The 18,669-nt window shown below is 47.2% G+C and carries 15 protein-coding genes; 9 read left to right on the forward strand and 6 right to left on the reverse strand.

Going from position 1 to position 18,669, the window contains the following annotated elements; genetic code table 11:
- Nucleotides 1-60 precede the first annotated feature (60 nt).
- The 3 genes from AC4E8D_RS05620 to AC4E8D_RS05630 form a co-directional block, all read right to left on the reverse strand.
- Nucleotides 61-1,077, reverse strand: a complete 1,017-nt coding sequence (locus tag AC4E8D_RS05620; RefSeq protein WP_490205955.1) for a FecCD family ABC transporter permease — start codon at nt 1,075-1,077, stop codon at nt 61-63.
- Nucleotides 1,078-1,079: 2 nt separating this feature from the next.
- Nucleotides 1,080-2,153 carry a FecCD family ABC transporter permease gene (locus AC4E8D_RS05625; protein WP_221818972.1) on the reverse strand — a complete coding sequence of 358 codons (1,074 nt, stop codon included), beginning with the start codon at nt 2,151-2,153 and terminating at the stop codon, nt 1,080-1,082.
- A gap of 99 nt (nt 2,154-2,252) precedes the next feature.
- Complete coding sequence (locus AC4E8D_RS05630) at nt 2,253-3,983, reverse strand: AraC family transcriptional regulator (protein ID WP_221818973.1); 1,731 nt, start codon at nt 3,981-3,983, stop codon at nt 2,253-2,255.
- 496 nt (nt 3,984-4,479) lie between these two features.
- On the opposite strand from AC4E8D_RS05630, the gene AC4E8D_RS05635 reads away from it, so the two are divergent.
- Together AC4E8D_RS05635 and AC4E8D_RS05640 are read left to right on the forward strand one after the other, a co-directional pair.
- On the forward strand, nt 4,480-5,481 hold the full coding sequence (locus tag AC4E8D_RS05635; protein WP_221818974.1) for a Gfo/Idh/MocA family protein: 1,002 nt from the start codon (nt 4,480-4,482) through the stop codon (nt 5,479-5,481).
- Between the two features lie 20 nt (nt 5,482-5,501).
- Nucleotides 5,502-6,125 carry a pyroglutamyl-peptidase I gene (locus AC4E8D_RS05640; protein WP_221818975.1) on the forward strand — a complete coding sequence of 208 codons (624 nt, stop codon included), beginning with the start codon at nt 5,502-5,504 and terminating at the stop codon, nt 6,123-6,125.
- A gap of 1,218 nt (nt 6,126-7,343) precedes the next feature.
- Here the strand turns inward: AC4E8D_RS05640 and AC4E8D_RS05645 are convergent.
- From AC4E8D_RS05645 to AC4E8D_RS05655, 3 genes are all read right to left on the reverse strand, one after another.
- Complete coding sequence (locus tag AC4E8D_RS05645) at nt 7,344-8,186, reverse strand: 1,4-dihydroxy-6-naphtoate synthase (protein WP_490205956.1); 843 nt, start codon at nt 8,184-8,186, stop codon at nt 7,344-7,346.
- Nucleotides 8,183-9,088 (reverse strand): futalosine hydrolase, encoded by a 906-nt coding sequence (locus AC4E8D_RS05650; protein ID WP_490205957.1) that lies wholly within the window; start codon nt 9,086-9,088, stop codon nt 8,183-8,185. The genes AC4E8D_RS05645 and AC4E8D_RS05650 overlap by 4 nt, the downstream gene beginning before the upstream one ends.
- Before the next feature lie 327 nt (nt 9,089-9,415).
- Nucleotides 9,416-9,634, reverse strand: a complete 219-nt coding sequence (locus AC4E8D_RS05655) for a hypothetical protein (protein WP_490205958.1) — start codon at nt 9,632-9,634, stop codon at nt 9,416-9,418.
- 664 nt (nt 9,635-10,298) lie between these two features.
- Here AC4E8D_RS05655 and AC4E8D_RS05660 point away from each other — a divergent pair.
- From AC4E8D_RS05660 to AC4E8D_RS05690, 7 genes are all read left to right on the forward strand, one after another.
- Nucleotides 10,299-10,688, forward strand: coding sequence for a GntR family transcriptional regulator (locus AC4E8D_RS05660; RefSeq protein WP_036606399.1), 390 nt, complete (start codon nt 10,299-10,301; stop codon nt 10,686-10,688).
- On the forward strand, nt 10,681-11,583 hold the full coding sequence (locus tag AC4E8D_RS05665) for an ABC transporter ATP-binding protein (RefSeq protein WP_221818978.1): 903 nt from the start codon (nt 10,681-10,683) through the stop codon (nt 11,581-11,583). The genes AC4E8D_RS05660 and AC4E8D_RS05665 overlap by 8 nt, the downstream gene beginning before the upstream one ends.
- Nucleotides 11,558-13,612, forward strand: a complete 2,055-nt coding sequence (locus AC4E8D_RS05670) for an ABC-2 transporter permease (RefSeq protein ID WP_221818979.1) — start codon at nt 11,558-11,560, stop codon at nt 13,610-13,612. The genes AC4E8D_RS05665 and AC4E8D_RS05670 overlap by 26 nt, the downstream gene beginning before the upstream one ends.
- A 288-nt stretch (nt 13,613-13,900) precedes the next feature.
- Nucleotides 13,901-15,004, forward strand: coding sequence for a hypothetical protein (locus tag AC4E8D_RS05675; protein WP_221818980.1), 1,104 nt, complete (start codon nt 13,901-13,903; stop codon nt 15,002-15,004).
- Nucleotides 15,005-15,096: 92 nt separating this feature from the next.
- A complete protein-coding gene (locus AC4E8D_RS05680) occupies nt 15,097-16,110 on the forward strand; it encodes an alpha/beta hydrolase (protein ID WP_490205959.1) in 1,014 nt (337 codons plus the stop codon).
- 52 nt (nt 16,111-16,162) lie between these two features.
- Nucleotides 16,163-16,696, forward strand: a complete 534-nt coding sequence (nikR, locus tag AC4E8D_RS05685; RefSeq protein ID WP_221818982.1) for a nickel-responsive transcriptional regulator NikR — start codon at nt 16,163-16,165, stop codon at nt 16,694-16,696.
- A gap of 284 nt (nt 16,697-16,980) precedes the next feature.
- A complete protein-coding gene (locus tag AC4E8D_RS05690) occupies nt 16,981-18,639 on the forward strand; it encodes an ABC transporter substrate-binding protein (protein WP_221818983.1) in 1,659 nt (552 codons plus the stop codon).
- The last annotated feature ends 30 nt before the right edge of the window (nt 18,640-18,669 follow it).

Genomic DNA, 18,669 nt, shown 5'->3' on the forward strand with positions numbered 1-18,669 from the left:
GGGTAGTCACATTCTCCTTGAACATCTCTTGGATGTCTTAATTGTTTTCTGAAAAAAAGATCACTTGCTTCGTACTAACAGGTACAAAAAGTAAGGTGCACCAATCGCAACAACCACCACACCTGCCGGAATGGCATTAGGCTGAAAGATCGTTCGCCCGATCGTATCAGCGGTCACCAGAATAACCATACCGATGAGCCCGGCAGCAGGGATCAGATGCCGATGCATCGGACCGACAAGCCTGCGTGCCAGATGTGGTGCTGCCAGACCGATAAAGCCGATCCCACCAGCCATCGATACACTAACGGCAGACAAAGCCACGGCACAGAGCAGCAAAATAATACGTTGGGATCGGACAGGTGTCCCGATACTGGTTGCGGCAGCATCTCCAAGATTGAAGGCATCGAGTGTTTTGGATCGACTCCAAATATAAGAAATACATAGCACCACCCAAGGAAGCAAAGATTGCACATGAATCCAATCCCGGCCCCAGACGCTTCCTGCCAGCCAGCGAGCGGCAAAGGAATAGGTATCTTCATCCAGACGCAGGGATAGGTAGAGTGTTAACGCATGGAACCCGGCCGCTACCGCGATTCCCACCAGAATCAGCTTAATGGGCGATACGCCGTTATGGCGATCATAAGATAACAGCATGATGATCAGGGCGGCGGCCACACTTCCTGCAAAAGCAAACAACGGGATTAGCAAGGCCACAGAGCCATCCATCGTAAAGGAGAGACTAACAAACACCATTAGTCCAAAGGCTGCCCCCGCATGTAATCCCAGAATCCCCGGGTCCGCAAGTGGATTGCGGGTGATCCCTTGCAAGGCCGCTCCGGCAATACCAAGTCCTGCTCCAGCCAATACAGTTACCAGGATGCGAGGCAGTCGGTAATCAAACAGTACAATCTGATCATCCGAATTGCCATTACCAAGCAAAGTCTGTAACACAGCCATTGGGGAGAGACGAATGGTTCCGGTGTTCAGGCTGATCACAATAACGGCAATGGCGATGCAGAGCAGCGTGATACTGACGATGATCGAACGTTTACCTCGTGAAGGTGTATTGAAATTCATCGCTACAAGGCCCTCCTTTCTTTACGGGCCAGATAGAGGAAGAACGGTACACCGACAAAAGCGACCATAATGCCTACCGCGAGCTCCTCGGGCGGGTTCACGATGCGTGAGCCCAGATCGGCGAGCACCAGTAATATCGCTCCAAGCAGAGAAGACATCGGAATGATGAGCCGATAATCCACACCCACCAGTTTGCGGGAGATATGAGGGATGACCAGTCCGACAAATCCAATGGAGCCTACTGCCGACACGGACACACCAGCCAGCACAACAACCGCTGCAAGGGCGATTAATCTCGTCCAGCGCAGGTTGATCCCGAGATTAATCGCCACTTCTTCACCGAGTGACATAAGCGATACACGCCGGGCAAGTGGCATAATCAGTATTAGTGTGGCGAGCAGCACGGGAAGAATCAGCTTGAGATGCCGCCATTCTATTCCACCGAAACCTCCCGCATACCAGAAGGCCAGATCCTGACTCAGGTCAAAATAAATGGCAACGCCTGTGCTGAGCGAGGTTAACATGGCTGCAATAACGGCTCCGGCAACGGTCAGTCTAATGGAATTCAGACCACCAGGTGCTGCCATTCCAAGCAGGAAGATAAGCAGTGTGCCCAGAACAGCCCCCATGAATGATAAAAACATAATCCAGCCGTATGGCAGTCCGGGCCAAAAGGCAAAGCTCAGTGCTACGACAAAAGTGGCTCCAGCATTGATGCCCAGAATGCCTGTGTCTGCCAGCGGATTGCGTGTAATGCCCTGCATTAAAGCTCCTGCAACAGCAAAGGAAGCGCCGATCATAACCGCGGCAAGGACACGAGGCAACCGCAGCTCATGGATAATCTGATGTGGTGTCAAAGCTGGGTTGTACTGAAATATGGCAGCCCATACGGTTTCCAGCGTTAACCCTTTGGCACCTAAAGAGATTGCGACAAACATACTTAGCAGCAGTATGGCTATGGCAGACAAAAACGTCAGCCCAACAGTCACTGCAGATTTTCTTGAATTAGACGGACGATGTGGCAGTCCCGGATGTTGAATACGGTTCACTCCTTTGGTACCAACAACGTATTTCATTGTTATTGATTATCATTATCAATTAGTGATCATTATAAAATCTTAATTCAGGCCCGTACATGGCATAAATTAAGATTTTGGAGATGGACATTTTTTAGATTACAAAAGTGAAGGTTTGTTCGTCAACATAGAGAGCGCTTCATCGAGCTGGATGTTGATGGAATATGGAGCATATACAACCCATGAGTTCCAGTCGATGAGATGTACACGTCCGTTTTTTACCGCAGGATGGCTGTTCCACAGTGGATTCGAAGCCATCTCTTTCAACAGTGTTGCCTTTTCATGCATAGAATTAATCGCCAGTACCAGCACATCTGCCTCCAGTCCGTCCCATTCTCCTGGTGTGAAGGGCAGCCAGTTGAATCCAACGCCGGGAGATTTGCCAGCCAGTTCGGTCTGAATACGCTGAGGAGCGGCCAGTTGCAAGGTTCGATAAAAGACATGTCCAAAGTTCCGATGGCTGTACATCCGTGGACCTTTAGGCGTTAACGTGCCAACAGCAACGGTGATGTCCCCGACGAATTCCTTGATTTTTTTGCGTGCACGCTCTGTCTTGCGTTCATGTCGATCCAGCCAATCTGTCGCTGCTTGGGTACGATCCACAATGGATGCAATCTGATGCAGATGACCAAAGACGTCAGTCTGGTTCCAGGGAATCGTGATGATGGGAGCGACATCGCCAATATGCTCCATCGCTTTGGCAGCTGCATTGTCCTTGGTCAGAATCAATTCGGGATTCACATCCAGGAAAGCCTGACGTCCCTGTTCCCAAGGTTCATAGGCGTGAAAGGGCAGCGTCAGCGATTTGGGCATATGAGGAAGATGGCCTTGGATCTGAGCTGCGCATGGCGTGATGCCAAGTGTCATCAGGTGGTCCGTGTATGGATAGGAGAGTGACACGATATTTCGGTGGACCTGCTTCGAATAGGAAGTTGGCGCATAACCGGCATGGTTTCGGAAACGTCGGCTGAAATAAAACTCGTCACGGTAACCCACTTCACGAGCCACATCCCGGATACGCAGATCGGAAGTGAGCAGTAATTCCTTGGCCCGGTTCATACGCAGATGAGTGATGTATTCAATCGGATTTTTCTGCATGCGGCTCTTGAATAGCTGCGAGTAATAGGACGGGTGCATGTCAGCCAGTTCAGCCAACTTTTCGAGCTTGATCTCGTGCATATAGTTTTCGCGCATGTATTGCAGGGTGGACCTGAGCCACTGTTCGGGTTCATCCTGCCCAGCCCCTACGTCAGTCTGGTCTTCTTGGGGCCAGAGCATATGTAACAGTTCCGTCAGGAAGAGCTGTGCCTTGAGGCCTGTTTCCAAACCTTCATTGCTTAATTGTGTAAGCTGTGCGGCAATGCGCTGTATACCGTAAAACGGGCCCTGAATCCAGCCTGTAACAGGTGAACTGAGCTCACGTTCGTAGATTCGTCTGGCTTTTGTTTTCTCCGTAGCCCGATACAGATCAAAGTGAATCATATACAGTTCAATATCATGGTCATCATCACTAATCAGTTCAATTGCAGTTCCTGGTAGGGACAGACAGGCTGATTTGCGAACCACATGAGATTTGATCTCATTCATGATCAGTTGGCCTGTGAATTTGTGCATGTATATGAAGGTATGATGAGCCAGCTCAGTTGTGGACCAGCGCCATTCCCCACGGGTTATAATATGTTCTGCCTGACGAAGTTCGATCAGGGTATCATTCAGGAATGCATTCAGATCTGCTCGGGTTGAGGATTCCTTTTCTGCATTGGGACTTGTCTGCTGATGCAACATGTGTGGATTCATGCAGCTGTGGGCGGTACCAGGGATGGTAGTCATGATGTTATGCGTCCTCCTTTCTTTTGAACAGTTTAGGTAATGATTGAATCTGGAACGCACTATATTTTCTCGGACCTGAACGTCTTTCTTGAATGTCTATTGATGCGTTTTGCATGATGTTATGATTACTGGCTGTCTTGTCAAAAGCGCGTTTGCAGTATAGTCAGATGTTTTATGAATAGCACAGGGTATATGATCCTGATCCTGTTATCAGATGTGATCGATAGTTTAACCAGATTGTCGTTAGTAACAAGTATGCTTAGGGACAAGAATTCTTGGCCAAGGTCTGCTGATAATCTTAGCAAATCTACTGGAGAATTGAAATGTATACAGATATGTTCGAGGCCCTGATGAGCTTGGATTCTATTGAAAGCACATAATCGAAATCGTTTTCTGACGTAAGCGTTTCTTTTTGGTAAAATAAAGGGGATAACATGTTGGCCTGATCAGAATCATGAACCTTTTCAACTCAAATTGCAGTAGGGAGGCTTTAAATATGACAGAAGTAGTGGGACGGGACAAAGTACGCTGGGGCATTATGGGCACGGGATGGATTGCATCCCAGTTTGCAAGGGATTTGGAGCATGCGGGGAACGCAGTGAAAGCAGCGGTAGGTTCACGGACAGCGGGAAGTGCGGAGAAGTTTGCAGCTGAATATGGTTTTGCACGCGCTTACGGTTCTTATGATGAGATGCTGCAAGATCCTGAGGTAGATATTATCTATGTGGCAACACCTCACCCTGTGCATAAGGAGAATGTAATGGCTTGTCTGGAGGCAGGCAAGGCGGTGCTCTGTGAAAAGCCGTTTACGATGAATGCACGTCAGTTGGAGCAACTGGTGGAGACGGCACGGGAGCGTAACCTTTTCCTGATGGAAGGGATGTGGACACGCTTTTTGCCACCGATCGCTCAAGCCAGAGCATGGATTGCAGAAGGACGAATCGGTGAAGTACGTATGCTTCAGGCAGACTTTGGATTCCGTGTCGGCTGGGAGCCGGAAGGAAGGTTGCTTAATCCGGATCTGGGTGGGGGCGCATTGTTGGATGCGGGGGTGTACCCCATTTCTTTTGCTTCGATGATCTTTGGCGAACAGCCCCAGCATGTCTGGAGTACGGCCAATATCGGTGAGACGGGTGTGGACGAGCAGTTTTCCGTGTTGTTGTCCTATTCTGAGGGACGTTCTGCATCACTGAGTGCTGCCATTCGTCTGAACCTTAGCAATGAAGCAGTCATATACGGTACGGAAGGCAAGATTCGTCTTCCTTTATTCCTGGCGGGCAAAGAAGCCTATCTGCATGTGAATGGTCAGGACGAGCCCGAGAAGTTCACCGATGATCGAACGTGCATTGGTTATGCTTTTGAGGCAGAAGAAGCGGGACGTTGTATCCTCGAAGGTCGGACGGAGAGCAACACCATTAAACTGGACGAATCCTTGGAAATCATGAAGCTGATGGATACGATTCGGGGCCAGTGGGGATTACGTTACAAATCGGAGTAACAGACAGGAGCTGACGTGTGATGGTGAAGATTCTGATATCCGGGTTTGAACCTTTTGGCGGGGATGCGGTGAATCCGACGGGGGCGTTAATGGATGCTCTTGCAAACGAAGTGATCGAGGGTGCTGAGCTAAAAACAGTACTGTTGCTCGTGCACTTTGATGAATGTGCAGATCTGCTGATCGCAGAGATGGAAGCCTATCGGCCAGATGTGGTCATCGCCTGTGGGCTGGCCAAGGGCAGAACGTCCATCACACCGGAGCGGATCGCCGTGAATGTCAAAGACATTCCGCCTGGCTCCTACGCGGATAACCAGGGACAGCGTCCTGTGGACGAGCCAATTGTAAACGGCAGCCCAGATGGATTGTTCTCCACCTTGCCCATACGTGCCATGGTGAATGACATGTCCGCAGCAGGTATTCCTGCTACCGTGTCCAATACAGCAGGTACATATATCTGCAACAATACAATGTACCGGGTGCTGGATTATATTCGAGTAGGGCAACTTCCGATCCGTGCCGGATTTGTACACTTTCCCGCTTCAACAGAGATGGCGGTGTTGCAGCCTTCCGTTCCGTCGCTGCCTATTCCCATGATGCTGGATGCGCTGCGGATCATGATTCGCACGGTTGTGGCTGATTCATAGGGATGGTTCCGATTGTTCGGCTGCGGTTGCAGCAGATCGTAGGCGATGGTTGGTTGGATTCGTAGACCGCCGTTGCGAGAGGGAGAGCAGTGGGTTGGGATGGGTTACAGTAGGGTTCAAGATGACGTGGAGAGCGTGGAGTTGCATGGGTTTCTTTCCGCTTCGATCTTGGGTTGAGTAGAGTGTTGGATATGAGTATAAATATGAAGTTGAATATAAAGTGAAAAAAAGAGCTGTCCCACCGTCATAAGTCTGACGTTAGGGAACAGCTCTTTCTATTTCGTGTGTCATGTGTCATGGGTAGTGTAGTCCAACATGGTTAGTGAGGTCACTAGTTTGCAGCAGTTATCTTGATGAAAGTTTTTTGCCTAGTTAAAGGTTAGACTCTAAAACTGCAAACTGCAAACCGCAAACCTCAAATCCGAAACCCGGTAAGGCTTATATAACTGTTGCTGGAAGGTAGGAATTCAGCAAAACAGGTACGGGGCAGTTAAAGGACAGACTCCGATTCGTTGCCCTCCTGGATGCGACCTTTACTACCCCTAAGTAACTAAGCTCTTAAGAAACAAGACGCCAGGACACCACCATCACCCTGGCTAGCTAAGTGGTTTGTATCCACGAAAACCCCGAATAGACTTCTACGAAGCTTACTCCTCAGAACACCTTGGAACGGACTCAAACGAACCGAGCACACGCTATTCTAGGAAAATCTGCACATACCAATTTCTAACGAATCGTAGGATCGTTATTGGATGGAATGAAGCGAATTTGTTGGTGATATGACCCATTTCTAACTGAATAGAGTGTCTGGGATTCGTTAGAATTTTCGTAGCATGATATTTAGCTAGATAAGGTGCACTGGGTTCGTAAGAGAAAAAAACTGCGAATTTGTAGCACCCAAAGTCTACTTTTACAAACCACTTAAATTTCGAATCCCCGAATAGGCTTCTACAAAGCTTGCTCATCAGAACGCCTTGGAACGGACTCTAACGAACCGAGCACACGCTATTCTAGGAAAATCTGCACTTACCAATTTCTAACGAATCGTAGGATCGTTATTGTGCTTGAGTGTGAGAGTTATCGGCAATTTGAACGAGATTTAGCCGAATACGGTGTCTGAGATTCTTTAGAATTCTCATACCACGTTATTCGGCTAAATAAGATGTGCTGTGTTCTTTAGATATAGAGCGAGAGAAACTAACTCAAATTAAATCAAAGTTAGATTCGCAACAGATTAAGGTCGAACTCGGGAACGAGTCCTTCTTTCATGGCGCGGCCAAGCAGTGCAGTGATTGCACCGTAACCATCATCACCCAGGTTGGCGCTGAATTCGTTAACATACAGTCCAATGTGCTGTGCAGCTACGTCAGGGTCCATTTCTTGGGCATGTTCCATAACGTATGCTCTCGACTCATCCGGGTGCGCCCATGCATATTCAACCGACGCGCGTGCCCATCCGGCGAGGGCATGAGCATCCATGTTGCGACGTGCGATGATCGCTCCAAGCGGGATCGGAAGGCCTGTGTCGCTTTCCCACCAGTTCCCGAGATCTGTCATTAGTTTGAGATCATAATTCTGGTACGTGAAGCGTGCTTCATGGATGACAAGTCCGGCATCGATCTTGCCGTCACGAACAGCAGGCATGATCTGGTCGAATGGCATGACAACAATCTCGCCTACACCGCCAGGAACATTTTGCGCTGCCCACAGACGGAATAATAGATAAGCTGTCGAGCGTTCACTTGGCACAGCAACCCGGCGTCCAGACAGATATGCTGGATCGGTCGTGCCATTTGCGGTCAGAACCAAAGGACCACAGCCTCTGCCAAGTGCGCCTCCAGCAGGAAGCAGAGCATAGTCAGATAACACGTATGGCAGTGCTGCATAAGATATTTTCATCACTTCAGGTGTGTCGGGTCCATCCGGATTTGCTGCCAGACCATTGGTAATATCAATATCAGCATAACGGACATCCAGCTTAGGTGCGCCCGGGATTAATCCGTGCACCCACGCGTGAAAGATAAATGTATCGTTTGGACAAGGGGAAAATGCAATTTTCATGATGTAATAACCTCCCGTAAAATGGAACTTGCGGCCTGAAGCGCATCGAGGGCATCCTTGATGCGCCAAGCGTCGCGGTCGCGTGGACCGACCGCGTTGGATATGGCCCGCAGTTCGAGTGCTGGCACGCCGAACTGCTGGGCAGCTGTTGCCACGCCGAAGCCTTCCATACCTTCGGCGGCGGCATCCGGCACGCGGCGCAATAGCTCCGCGGCTGTCTCCGCTGTTCCGGTCGCCGTGGACACGGTGACCGCAGTGCCTCCGCTGACAGCGAGCCCAGCCCGCTGCAGCTCATGGCGCAGGCGAGCGGCAAGCTCCGCGTCCGCCGCCACAATGGACGAGCCGAATCCGAGATCGTCCACACTAAGGAAGCCGTCTGGCGTCTGCGAGCCCAGATCGGCGGCAACCATGGCGTCCGCTACCACGAGGGAGCCGACGTCCGCCCGGCCGGGGAACCCGCCGCCGATGCCGGCACTGATCACCAGCATGTAGGCTGGTGAAGATCCGGCTCCGGCAAGGGGCCCCGGCCTTGAAGATGTGGCAGATGCCTGTGCCACATCGGATGGGCTTGGCGTAGTGGAACCCTGCGCCAATGCCCTAGTACTTGCAGCCGCTACGGCATATGCCAATGTAGTGGCTGTTCCTGCTGCGGCCGAGGCTGGGCCAACGCCCGCAGCGATGACGTCAAAACGTTCCGCGGCCGTGTCTCCTAAACCACGGAGGACCGCATCTTTTTCCGCCTCAACCGCGGTTACAATTAACACACGTTGTGATGAATTTGCTTGTACCGGACTAGTATCTGAAGTCGTTGTTGCCCCGCTTAATTCTCCCTGTTGGTCACTAGTCTCGAATGATGCGTTTGATTTATTATTCTGATCTTCATCCTGTCTATGTTCATTCATCTCGGATTCTCCTTATGAGGTATTAGAGGCGTAGCATATGCCTCCATAGTATCTTTCTTACAACAAGCTTTTAGCTACACTTCTTTGAGTTATTATTGCCTTGTATATTTTTGTGTAAATTTATAGTTCAACTTATATAAATGGAATTCGGGCATATATTTGTCCACTACAAAAGGACATTTATCTTAATTTTGTCTTTCAAAGAGTGGACACTTTTTCTAGAAAGATACTATATCCATCCAGGAATATGAAACACTACATATAGATGTTTTCAGATATAAAATTAAAAATGATCTATATGTAGAATATCAATTCCGAAGTGCTTTCTCATGTCCGTGTCCACCCTTTGAAAGACATATCTACAATATGTATGCTCAGTGCGGACAGCACGAGTTGGCCCTCCAAACGAACAGATAAACGATTAAAAAGGCTGAAGACTGCCCCAATCCAATCAACGCTAATCATATATCGACCTTCGGATGTTAGACCAACAGACCAAACGAATAACGGGTCCAGTCTACACTCGACCACTACATAATAGCTCATTTGTGCAAACCCGAATTTAAAGTAAATACACAGTCTTGCTAACTCTAATAGCTGTCTGCTGTAAGGCTAACCGTTTGTGCAGACAATAGGTCTATAACGCAACACAACACAACATATATAACGAATAACAGACCTAACAATCAATCAGATTAAACGCGCACAAAAAAGTAACAAAGACATAGTGATTACTGAACATAATTTATCTCCATCATAACGGAAGGGGAAAGACCTGAACAACCTTGGCATGTAATTCTATCAAAAGTGGTCAGCAAAAGGTTTTGGGTAGCCGTATCACTTCAAGTAGCCACATCTAGCCACTTCGCTTCAGATAGCCGTTTTGCCTAACCTCATGTGAATGCCATCTGATCGTGCCCCGTCCCAAGTCGAAATGAACTTGCTTCCAATTATTTGATATGTCAAATAAACCATATAACCTCTCTTTACTAACGTACTCCCAATAAAACAAGAAGTCAAAGTCAACGGTTGACAATCTGATTTAACTGTATTAATAATAGTAGTACAGTTAATACACCTAAGGGTTGAATACGTACAGCTGTACAACTTAGGTAATGCCTTTTTACACCTAGATAACTACACATACACCTCAGATACAGTCATTTAAACTCATAGGTTGTTTCACACATTTACAGAAAGGAGGTGCGGGATGTTCGAATTAGATGTACGCAGCCGTAAGGCGATCTACGAGCAACTAGTGGACAAAGTCAAAGAAATGATCGTATACGGTATTCTAAAGCCCGACGAGCAGCTTCCTTCCGTTCGTGCGTTATCCACGCAGCTGACCGTGAATCCAAATACGATTCAGAAAGCGTATCGTGAGCTTGAACGTGAAGGTTACATTTATTCTTTGCAGGGAAAAGGGAGCTTCGTATCATCGTCAGTGGAACATCCGAATGAAGCCATGAGAGATGAGATCAGAGAGTCTCTGGTGAAGTTGATTGCAGAAGCTTCATATTCTGGTTTAACCAAAGCGGATATGACGCTTTTGTTTGAGGAAGCGATGGCCCGTATAGAGAAGGAGGAGCCTCATGATTGAGCTGAATCAAGTCGTCAAAGCATTTGAACAGGAAAAGGCAGTGGATGGCGTAACGATGCACATACATAAGGGGTCAATCTATGGTTTGCTCGGTTCCAACGGGGCAGGTAAGACATCGTTGCTCAAAATGATAGCTGGCATTTACCGTCAGGACAGCGGAACTGTTCGTATCGAGGGTACTGAGATTTATGAAAATATGGATATCAAAGGCCGCACAATTTTTATGGCAGATTCGCCCTACTTTTTCCCGCAATCTTCAATTACCCAGATGGCTGCATTTTATCGTTCGGTATATCCGCGCTGGAATGAGGAACGGTTCAAGCAACTGGCTACCGTGTTCAAACTGGATGTAAAACGCAAGTTGCATCGCATGTCCAAAGGCATGCGCCGTCAGGCAGCTGTATGGCTGGGACTTAGCTGTATGCCTGAAGTGCTGCTGATGGATGAGCCGATAGATGGCCTTGATCCCGTCATGCGGCAGCAGATTAAAAACCTGCTGTTCCAGGAAGCGGCTGAGCGTCAAGTAACCATTGTCATCTCGTCCCACAATTTGCGTGAGATCGAAGATCTGTGTGACCATGTGGCGATTATGCATAAAGGCCGAATTATTGTAGAGAAGGATCTCGATGATCTGAAGGCGGATACGCATAAAATCCAAGTTGCTTTCCGTCACCCGGACCATGCCAAAGCCATGGAGGAGCAGATTGATATTTTGCATGAAGAGAAACGGGGAAGCGTATCCCTGTATATTGTCAAAGGCAACCGACAACAGGTGACCGATCAATTCCGTATACATGATCCATATCTGCTGGATGTTTTGCCACTTACACTAGAAGAAATCTTTATCTATGAAATGGAGGACGCAGGGTATGATATTCAACCGATTGTTCTGTAACCGGGGCATCCTGATCCAAAATTTCAGACAGCATGGATGGATAGGCATTTTATTTCTCGTCACATTGTTGTTCTCGTTACCTTTATATATTGGAACACAATATATAGAAGTACCTCTGGAAATCACCAGTTTGTTTCAGGCCAATGAAATTCATCTGCTATTTGCGCTGACATTTCCTGTCGCCATAGCTCTGCTACTCTTCCGCTATATTCAAACTGGTGCACCTGCGGACTTATACCACAGTCTGCCATTACAGCGTAAACATCTGTTAACGATGAATCTGTTGACTGGATATGTCATGATTCTGCTTCCGATCTGGATAACCACCGGGATTACCGGGTGGGTATGGGCGGTGCTCGATCAACCATCCTATATTTTCAGTGGTCATGATATCTGGATGTGGGGCGTGACGATGAGCATCTTCTCATTGTTTATGTTTACCCTGACGGTTGCCGTGGGAATGTGTATAGGCCAATCTATTCTGCAAGGACTTACAGTTTTTGGTCTAATATTAATTCCGGTGATCTTCTGGGGAGTTTATGAGCTTCATTTACAACGTTATTTGCTTGGCTTTACGTACAATAATTCGAGTAACTTTAACATGGAAAAAACATCCCTGCTCTTCCGAATGAGCTCTATGGGTTATTATCCTCCAGAATGGGGGGAATTGGTAATTTATGCGGCTATAACTTGTATACTCTTCGTGTTGTGTTATGTGCTGTATGCGAGAAGACATGTAGAGTCGGCGACACAAGCAATTACGTTCAGGATCGTCAAACCCATCTTCCGTTTTGGATTCATGTTCACATTGGTATTATTAGGAGGTGCCTACTTTACCAGAATTGCTCCCGAAGGATCAGGTGTATGGGGTATTTTTGGTTATCTGCTAGGTGGTGTGGTTGGTTATATTGGTGCTGAGATGATTATACGTAAAACATGGCTCATCTGGAGCAGCAGGTTACTCCCCCGGTTTGCAGTATATGGTATCGTGGCAGGATTAATTTTGTATATCCCTGTAGCCGATTGGAACGGTTACGCTAATAATGTGCCCTCAAAGGAAAATGTACAAATGGTACGACTGGGAGGAGACCATTACATCTATGTGAATGATAAAAGTGTAAAACTGGATGATAGCCCATTTTATTCAGATACTCCGGGTTATGTGGATGCTGTGCTTGCACTGCATCAGAAAATTGTGCACTCCGATCTGCCTTTGCTCGAAAGAGTACGTAATCAGAACAGCGGTCAGAACAGAAGCAACGATGAATATGTATTGATCGACTACCAACTCAATAATGGGAAAACGATGACACGTAGGTATCAGATTCCCGAAGAAGAATTCAGGCAGGAATTAGCAGAGGTAAAACAGTGGGAAGATTATAAATCAACGACTTATGACACCTATGCACTGGATGAAGATGTTCGCAGTATTGGTATTCGATCCAGTCTCAACTCGGAGCGTAAAGTATTCATTAGCGATCCTAAGCTGATTCGTGAATTCAAGGAACTTTTGAAGTCTGAAATACTCAATCAGACATATGAGGACCAGCTATCCTCATGGGAATCGTTCGCTTCGATAGAAGTCTATCAGGATTATCTTGATGAAGCATCTTCCAAAGAAAAGCTGGATCGACCGAGCCACAGTGTGAGTTATCAGTTTAAGGCAAGCTATGGCCGCTTGATGGAATGGCTCAAACAGAACAATCTCTATGATCAACTTACGGTATCGGCTGAGGATATGGCTTCTGCCCAATTTGTTAAACAGGAGATTGATAATCCAGGTAAATACAGAATGGTGTATCCTGAGCCTAATTTTGTGGATGTAAATATCGATGGTAACAGACAGGTCGCTACCAAAAATAAAAAAATAATCAGCGATCTGCTACTGCGACAAAGAACCGGTTTTTACACCGATCAGGATACGGTCTACCAAATTAAGCTTAACTCGGTAAGGGGGTCGAACATCTATATGATGCTGAAAGAAGAGGATCTGACCGAGGAAATGAAAGCTATTTTGGTCAATCAATAAGCTGAGCTGTATCAGTTGTTAACTATAAGCGGGAAGGGTTCTCCCGTTGATTGAAGGGCAGATATTAGAACAGTCAAGCTAGCACGACTTGACCAGATACAACGAATGGAATATATTAGAAAAATGAAAGGTTCGAGCAACTCGTTCAATCGAATCTCATATGGAACGGCTTATGAGGGAAGCACCCGTAAGAGCAGGCAAATGCCTGACTTGCGGGTGCTTTTTTGTCGTTCGATGATTTCGTTGGCTATTCTGCTAAATATTTTAGAAGAAAGGGTGTAGAGACGCATGCAAACAGAAGCATGGAAGGAAACGATAAATGAACAGGAGGCCATGGTATGTTGTTCCCTATTGGAACGATCAAGCTCTCATAACTTCATAGAACATCACGGTTTAGTAGAAGAGAAGAAGGGGCGACAGCATATCGAAGATATATCTACAGAAGAAATAGCTTTAATGGAGACGAGTGACATTCTATTCCCTTCTCCAATAGCAGGTAGCCGTAGTCACATGATGAATCAAAGTAACGTCCAACGTAGCAAATGGCCATCGTTGATTCATCTTATTTTCGGATCACGTCTGCTTATAGGGCTTGTGATTCTGTTCAGCGCAAGCACGATCTACTTTGCTTCTTCAGTCGAGGCAGCGGATATAGATCTTGGCGTAACCGCGCAAAAAGCCTGGGACTCCGTATTGAACAAAGCCGATGCACAAACCAAGTTAACGTTGAAGCAAGCGTACGAGAAAGTGGGGAACTGGAAGACACAAGAGCAGGTTTGGGAACAAAAAATAAAGACACTTCATGCCACCAATACCGCGGAATTGGAACGATTACGTGTAGAAATAAGACAAACCGATGATGCGAAGGTCGCAGTTTTAGCTGAAAAGGTAAAGCAAACCCAAGCCCGATATGAACCGTTATTCGCCCTCTATAGTTCAGTCAATCGACAGTTGGATGCAGCCAAAGCCATCAAAAATAAGGAATGGAGTGCAGCAATCCGTACTCAGGCAGAGACGTTGAGACCCGTTGTGAAGCTTGCCAGAGAAGATATCCGGATCAAGAAAAAGGAACTTGCTGAAGCACGTAAACGGAAGAGCGCTGAAATAAAACGTTTACGAGTTATGCTAGCAGGGGCCGACTCCGCGAAGAAACAGATTCAAACGGCTAAAAAACAGACGAGTCTGGCGAAAGAACGATATGCAAACGCCCTGCAACAGTTCAAACAGAGCACAAAGCAAGGCCAACCGTCACGTGTACTCAGCTCATTGAACACCTTGGCGTCTGCAGCAGAGAAGTGGGCAGGCACAAAACAACATATCCACACACTGGAGCAAAAAGTATCCACTACGTATGTGAAAGTCAGACAGGAAATCGCCAAGAGACCCAAATAAGAGGAAACCCGGTCCTCTCCGCAACGTACACAACTTTAGATGTAAAGACGCTTCGATGATGATGGAACGAGGTGGAGCTATTGCAGTCCAAGTTGGAAACGAAACGTACGGGGGCAAAAGGTTTTAAACGTAAACGTTACTGGATACCCAGCGTTGTACTAATTATGATCATAGGTTTTATTGGGATTGGTACACAATGGACACCCAAAATAACGGTATTTTTATTAAAATCATTAATTGAAACTGCTAATCCAGATACAAATAGCAAGGACACTACGCTCTTGGATGGGATAACTCGTGTTGCGGATGTACCCTATGCAGACGAAGGGCGTAATGACAGTACGCTGGATATCTATTATCCTTCCGTAACATCGGAACCTTTGCCTGTCGTGTTGTGGGTTCATGGTGGTGGATGGGTCTTGGGTGACAAAGAGGACATCGCAGATTATGCCGTACAATTAGCCAAGCAGGGTTACGTTGTGGTCAGTATGAATTATGCGCTCGCACCGGATACGAAATATCCCACTCCCGTGATCCAGACGAATCAGGCTTTGACTTACGTGAAGAACCATGTCAGTGAGTATCAGGGTGACCCAAAAAAAATATTTCTCGCAGGCAATTCGGCAGGTGCCCAGATTGCAAGTCAGACTGCGGCAGTGGTGACGAATCCTTCCCTCGCCAAACTGATGAATATAACACCAGCCGCCCAGCCGGAAGAGTTGCGTGGAGTTCTTCTATTCTGTGGTCCTTACAATCTGAGTACAGTAGCGGAAACGGGATTTCCGCTTATACGGACATTTCTCTGGTCATATACCGGAGTCAAAACATTCGAAGACTATCCACGTCTGCATGAAATGTCGACCGTGCTTCAGGCCACAGCAGAGTATCCGCCTGCATTCATTGCCTCAGGCAATGATGACCCGTTGACCAGTCAATCGATTGAGCTGGCACAAGTATTGAAGCGCCTTGATGTTGAGGTGGAAACCTTGTTTTTCTCGAACTCATCAGAGAAGCTGGGACACGATTATCAATTTGATCTGGAGAGTGACGCTGGACAACATGCGATACATTCGGCAGTACGATTCATGCAACAGTATAGTCGATGAGCAGACAAGTCTGTGGTACACTCGAAGCAAATGAGGGCGCAGGAGGAGAAGTATGGCAGATAAAGAAGATTTAACCCGATTCGGGGTGGCGTTTCCTACACCTTTAATTGAGCAGTTTGACCAGTATATTGAGGAACAGGGATACAAAAACCGATCTGAGGCTTTCCGTGATCTTGTTCGCAAAACATTACTTCAACCTTCTGCATTACAATCCGACCAGGATGTGGCTGGCACCATTGTGATGGTCTACGATCACCATATCAGTGATCTTCCCATTCGTTTGATGGAGCTGCAACATGAGGCGCATCATGACATCATTTCCAATATGCACGTGCACCTGAACCATGACCAATGCCTGGAGGTAATTGCCGTACGGGGTAACCTGGAACGATTGCGTCATTTGCATCAACAGATCCAGGTACAAAAAGGTGTTTTGTATGCGGAGCTGTCTGTGACTTATGTGGATGAACTCAACAAACTGGCTCATGCTCAGAGTCGTCAGGATGGCAATCCGGATCAAGGCCTGGATCACAATCACAGTGCGGGTCAGCATGGTCACAGCCATCATCATCGATCTGCGGAGTAAGACAAATACGAGTGTAATTTCTATGAAAATATAACAAATCTAAAAAAACAGATTATTGGTTAAATGCCAACGTCTGTTTTTTTTGTTTGTTATAATACCTGACTTTATAGAGAGCTACAAATGCTCGGTTATATAACTTTTTAATTATTAATTCTGTAATTTGAAAAAATATGGATTATGAAGTTAACTTTGTTGACATATGATTTATGTTTTGTGCTACAATTTCTCTAAAAAGTAACACGAAAAAGTGATTGCAGCACAACTTTAGAGGGGGAACGACCAGAATGGGCAGATTTTCATGGAGATGGGGAAAACGAAAAGTTAGAACAGGATTAGGCATCTTGCTTGTATGTTCCATTGGTTTATCAGGTTGTGCACAGGGCACAGCGCCAACAGCTTCATCAGTAGAGGATGGACGATCAGGTACAGCCTTAACCAAAGACGAATTGGTGCTGGCCGTTGGCACCGAGCCGGAAGGCGGGTTTGATCCAACAACCGGATGGGGGCAATATGGGTCACCACTTTTCCAGAGTACCTTGCTGAAGCGGGATGCCAAGCTACAACTGGTTAACGATCTGGCTACCGCATACTCAGTTAGTGAAGATGGGCTGACCTGGACGGTTACACTCCGGAATGATGTAAAATTCGCTGATGGGGAGCCACTTACGGCTGAAGATGTAAAATTTACGTTTAATACGGCTGCTCAGAGTGGGTCTGTGATTGATTTGACGAATATGGCTGATGTGCAGGCACCCGACGATAGCACGGTTATATTCACATTGAAGTCGCCGCAGTCTACATTCATCAGTCTGCTGACGACACTTGGCATTGTACCTGAACACGCCTATGGCGCTGATTATGCGGAACATCCAGTCGGATCAGGACCGTACAAGCTGGTTCAGTGGGACAAAGGACAACAGGCTATCGTTGAAGCCAATGAAGAATATTACGGTAACAAGTCTGCATTCCACAAACTCACCTTCCTCTATCTGGATGAAGATGCAGCCTACGCCGCTGCACAGGCAGGTACGGTGGATATCGCTGCTATCCCGGCAGCGTTTAGCAAGCAACAGGTGAATGGCATGAGCTTAGAGGCCGTGAAAACCGTAGATAACCGGGGCATCATGTTCCCCATGCAACCTGCTGGTGCCAGGTCGGGCGAGGGTCTTCCCGCAGGGAATGATGTGACATCTGATCTGGCGATTCGCCAAGCGGTGAATGTTGTGATTGATCGTAAGGCTTTGGTTGAGGGTGTACTGGAAGGGTACGGTCGTCCAGCGTATTCCGTCAGTGATGATCTGCCTTGGAGCAATGCAGAAGCTGTATTTACAGATGCCAATCTAGAAGAAGCGAAGCGCATTCTAGCGTCTGGTGGCTGGGTGGATGCGGATGGTGATGGTATCGTCGAGAAAAACGGCGTTAAGGCCGAGTTCAATCTACTTTATTTTGCAGGTGATTTAACAAGACAATCTCTGGCACTGGCTACTGCGGATATGGTAGCCCAGGCGGGAATCAAAATCAATGTTGAAGGCAAAAGCCGTGAAGAAACAAAAAAGATGGCTTACTCCAACGCTGTATTGTTTGGGTGGGGCAGTCATGACCCTTTGGAAACCTATAACCTCTATAGCAGTACTCACAAAGGAGAAGGGTATTACAATGTGGGGCTGTACAGTAATCCTGTCGTGGATTCTTGGATGGACAAAGCCCTTCAGGCCACCAGTGAAGAAGAGGCATTACCATTCTGGCAGAAAGCGGAATGGGATGGAACAACAGGTTTCAGTTATCAGGGTGATGCGCCATGGGCATGGCTCGTAAATATAGATCATCTGTATCTGGTTACGAATGGACTGAACATTGGTGAGCAACAGATCCATCCTCATGGTCACGGCTGGCCGGTGACAACCAATCTGGAGGAATGGTCCTGGGATAACAGTACAAAGTAGGAAACGTACCGGTAGCTTTAGCCTGAATTG

The sequence above is a fragment of the Paenibacillus sp. SRL342 genome, assembly GCF_984798905.1.

Bases quoted from the DNA above. Each gene is read 5' to 3' on its own strand.
- AC4E8D_RS05620 (WP_490205955.1), bottom strand. From the start codon at position 1,077: ATGAATTTCAATACACCTTCACGAGGTAAACGTTCGATCATCGTCAGT.
- AC4E8D_RS05650 (WP_490205957.1), bottom strand. From the start codon at position 9,088: ATGAATGAACATAGACAGGATGAAGATCAGAATAATAAATCAAACGCA.
- AC4E8D_RS05665 (WP_221818978.1), top strand. From the start codon at position 10,681: ATGATTGAGCTGAATCAAGTCGTCAAAGCATTTGAACAGGAAAAGGCA.
- AC4E8D_RS05660 (WP_036606399.1), top strand. From the start codon at position 10,299: ATGTTCGAATTAGATGTACGCAGCCGTAAGGCGATCTACGAGCAACTA.
- AC4E8D_RS05625 (WP_221818972.1), bottom strand. From the start codon at position 2,153: ATGAAATACGTTGTTGGTACCAAAGGAGTGAACCGTATTCAACATCCG.
- AC4E8D_RS05675 (WP_221818980.1), top strand. From the start codon at position 13,901: ATGCAAACAGAAGCATGGAAGGAAACGATAAATGAACAGGAGGCCATG.
- AC4E8D_RS05630 (WP_221818973.1), bottom strand. From the start codon at position 3,983: ATGACTACCATCCCTGGTACCGCCCACAGCTGCATGAATCCACACATG.
- nikR (WP_221818982.1), top strand. From the start codon at position 16,163: ATGGCAGATAAAGAAGATTTAACCCGATTCGGGGTGGCGTTTCCTACA.
- AC4E8D_RS05655 (WP_490205958.1), bottom strand. From the start codon at position 9,634: ATGAGCTATTATGTAGTGGTCGAGTGTAGACTGGACCCGTTATTCGTT.
- AC4E8D_RS05645 (WP_490205956.1), bottom strand. From the start codon at position 8,186: ATGAAAATTGCATTTTCCCCTTGTCCAAACGATACATTTATCTTTCAC.
- AC4E8D_RS05640 (WP_221818975.1), top strand. From the start codon at position 5,502: ATGGTGAAGATTCTGATATCCGGGTTTGAACCTTTTGGCGGGGATGCG.
- AC4E8D_RS05635 (WP_221818974.1), top strand. From the start codon at position 4,480: ATGACAGAAGTAGTGGGACGGGACAAAGTACGCTGGGGCATTATGGGC.
- AC4E8D_RS05690 (WP_221818983.1), top strand. From the start codon at position 16,981: ATGGGCAGATTTTCATGGAGATGGGGAAAACGAAAAGTTAGAACAGGA.
- AC4E8D_RS05670 (WP_221818979.1), top strand. From the start codon at position 11,558: ATGATATTCAACCGATTGTTCTGTAACCGGGGCATCCTGATCCAAAAT.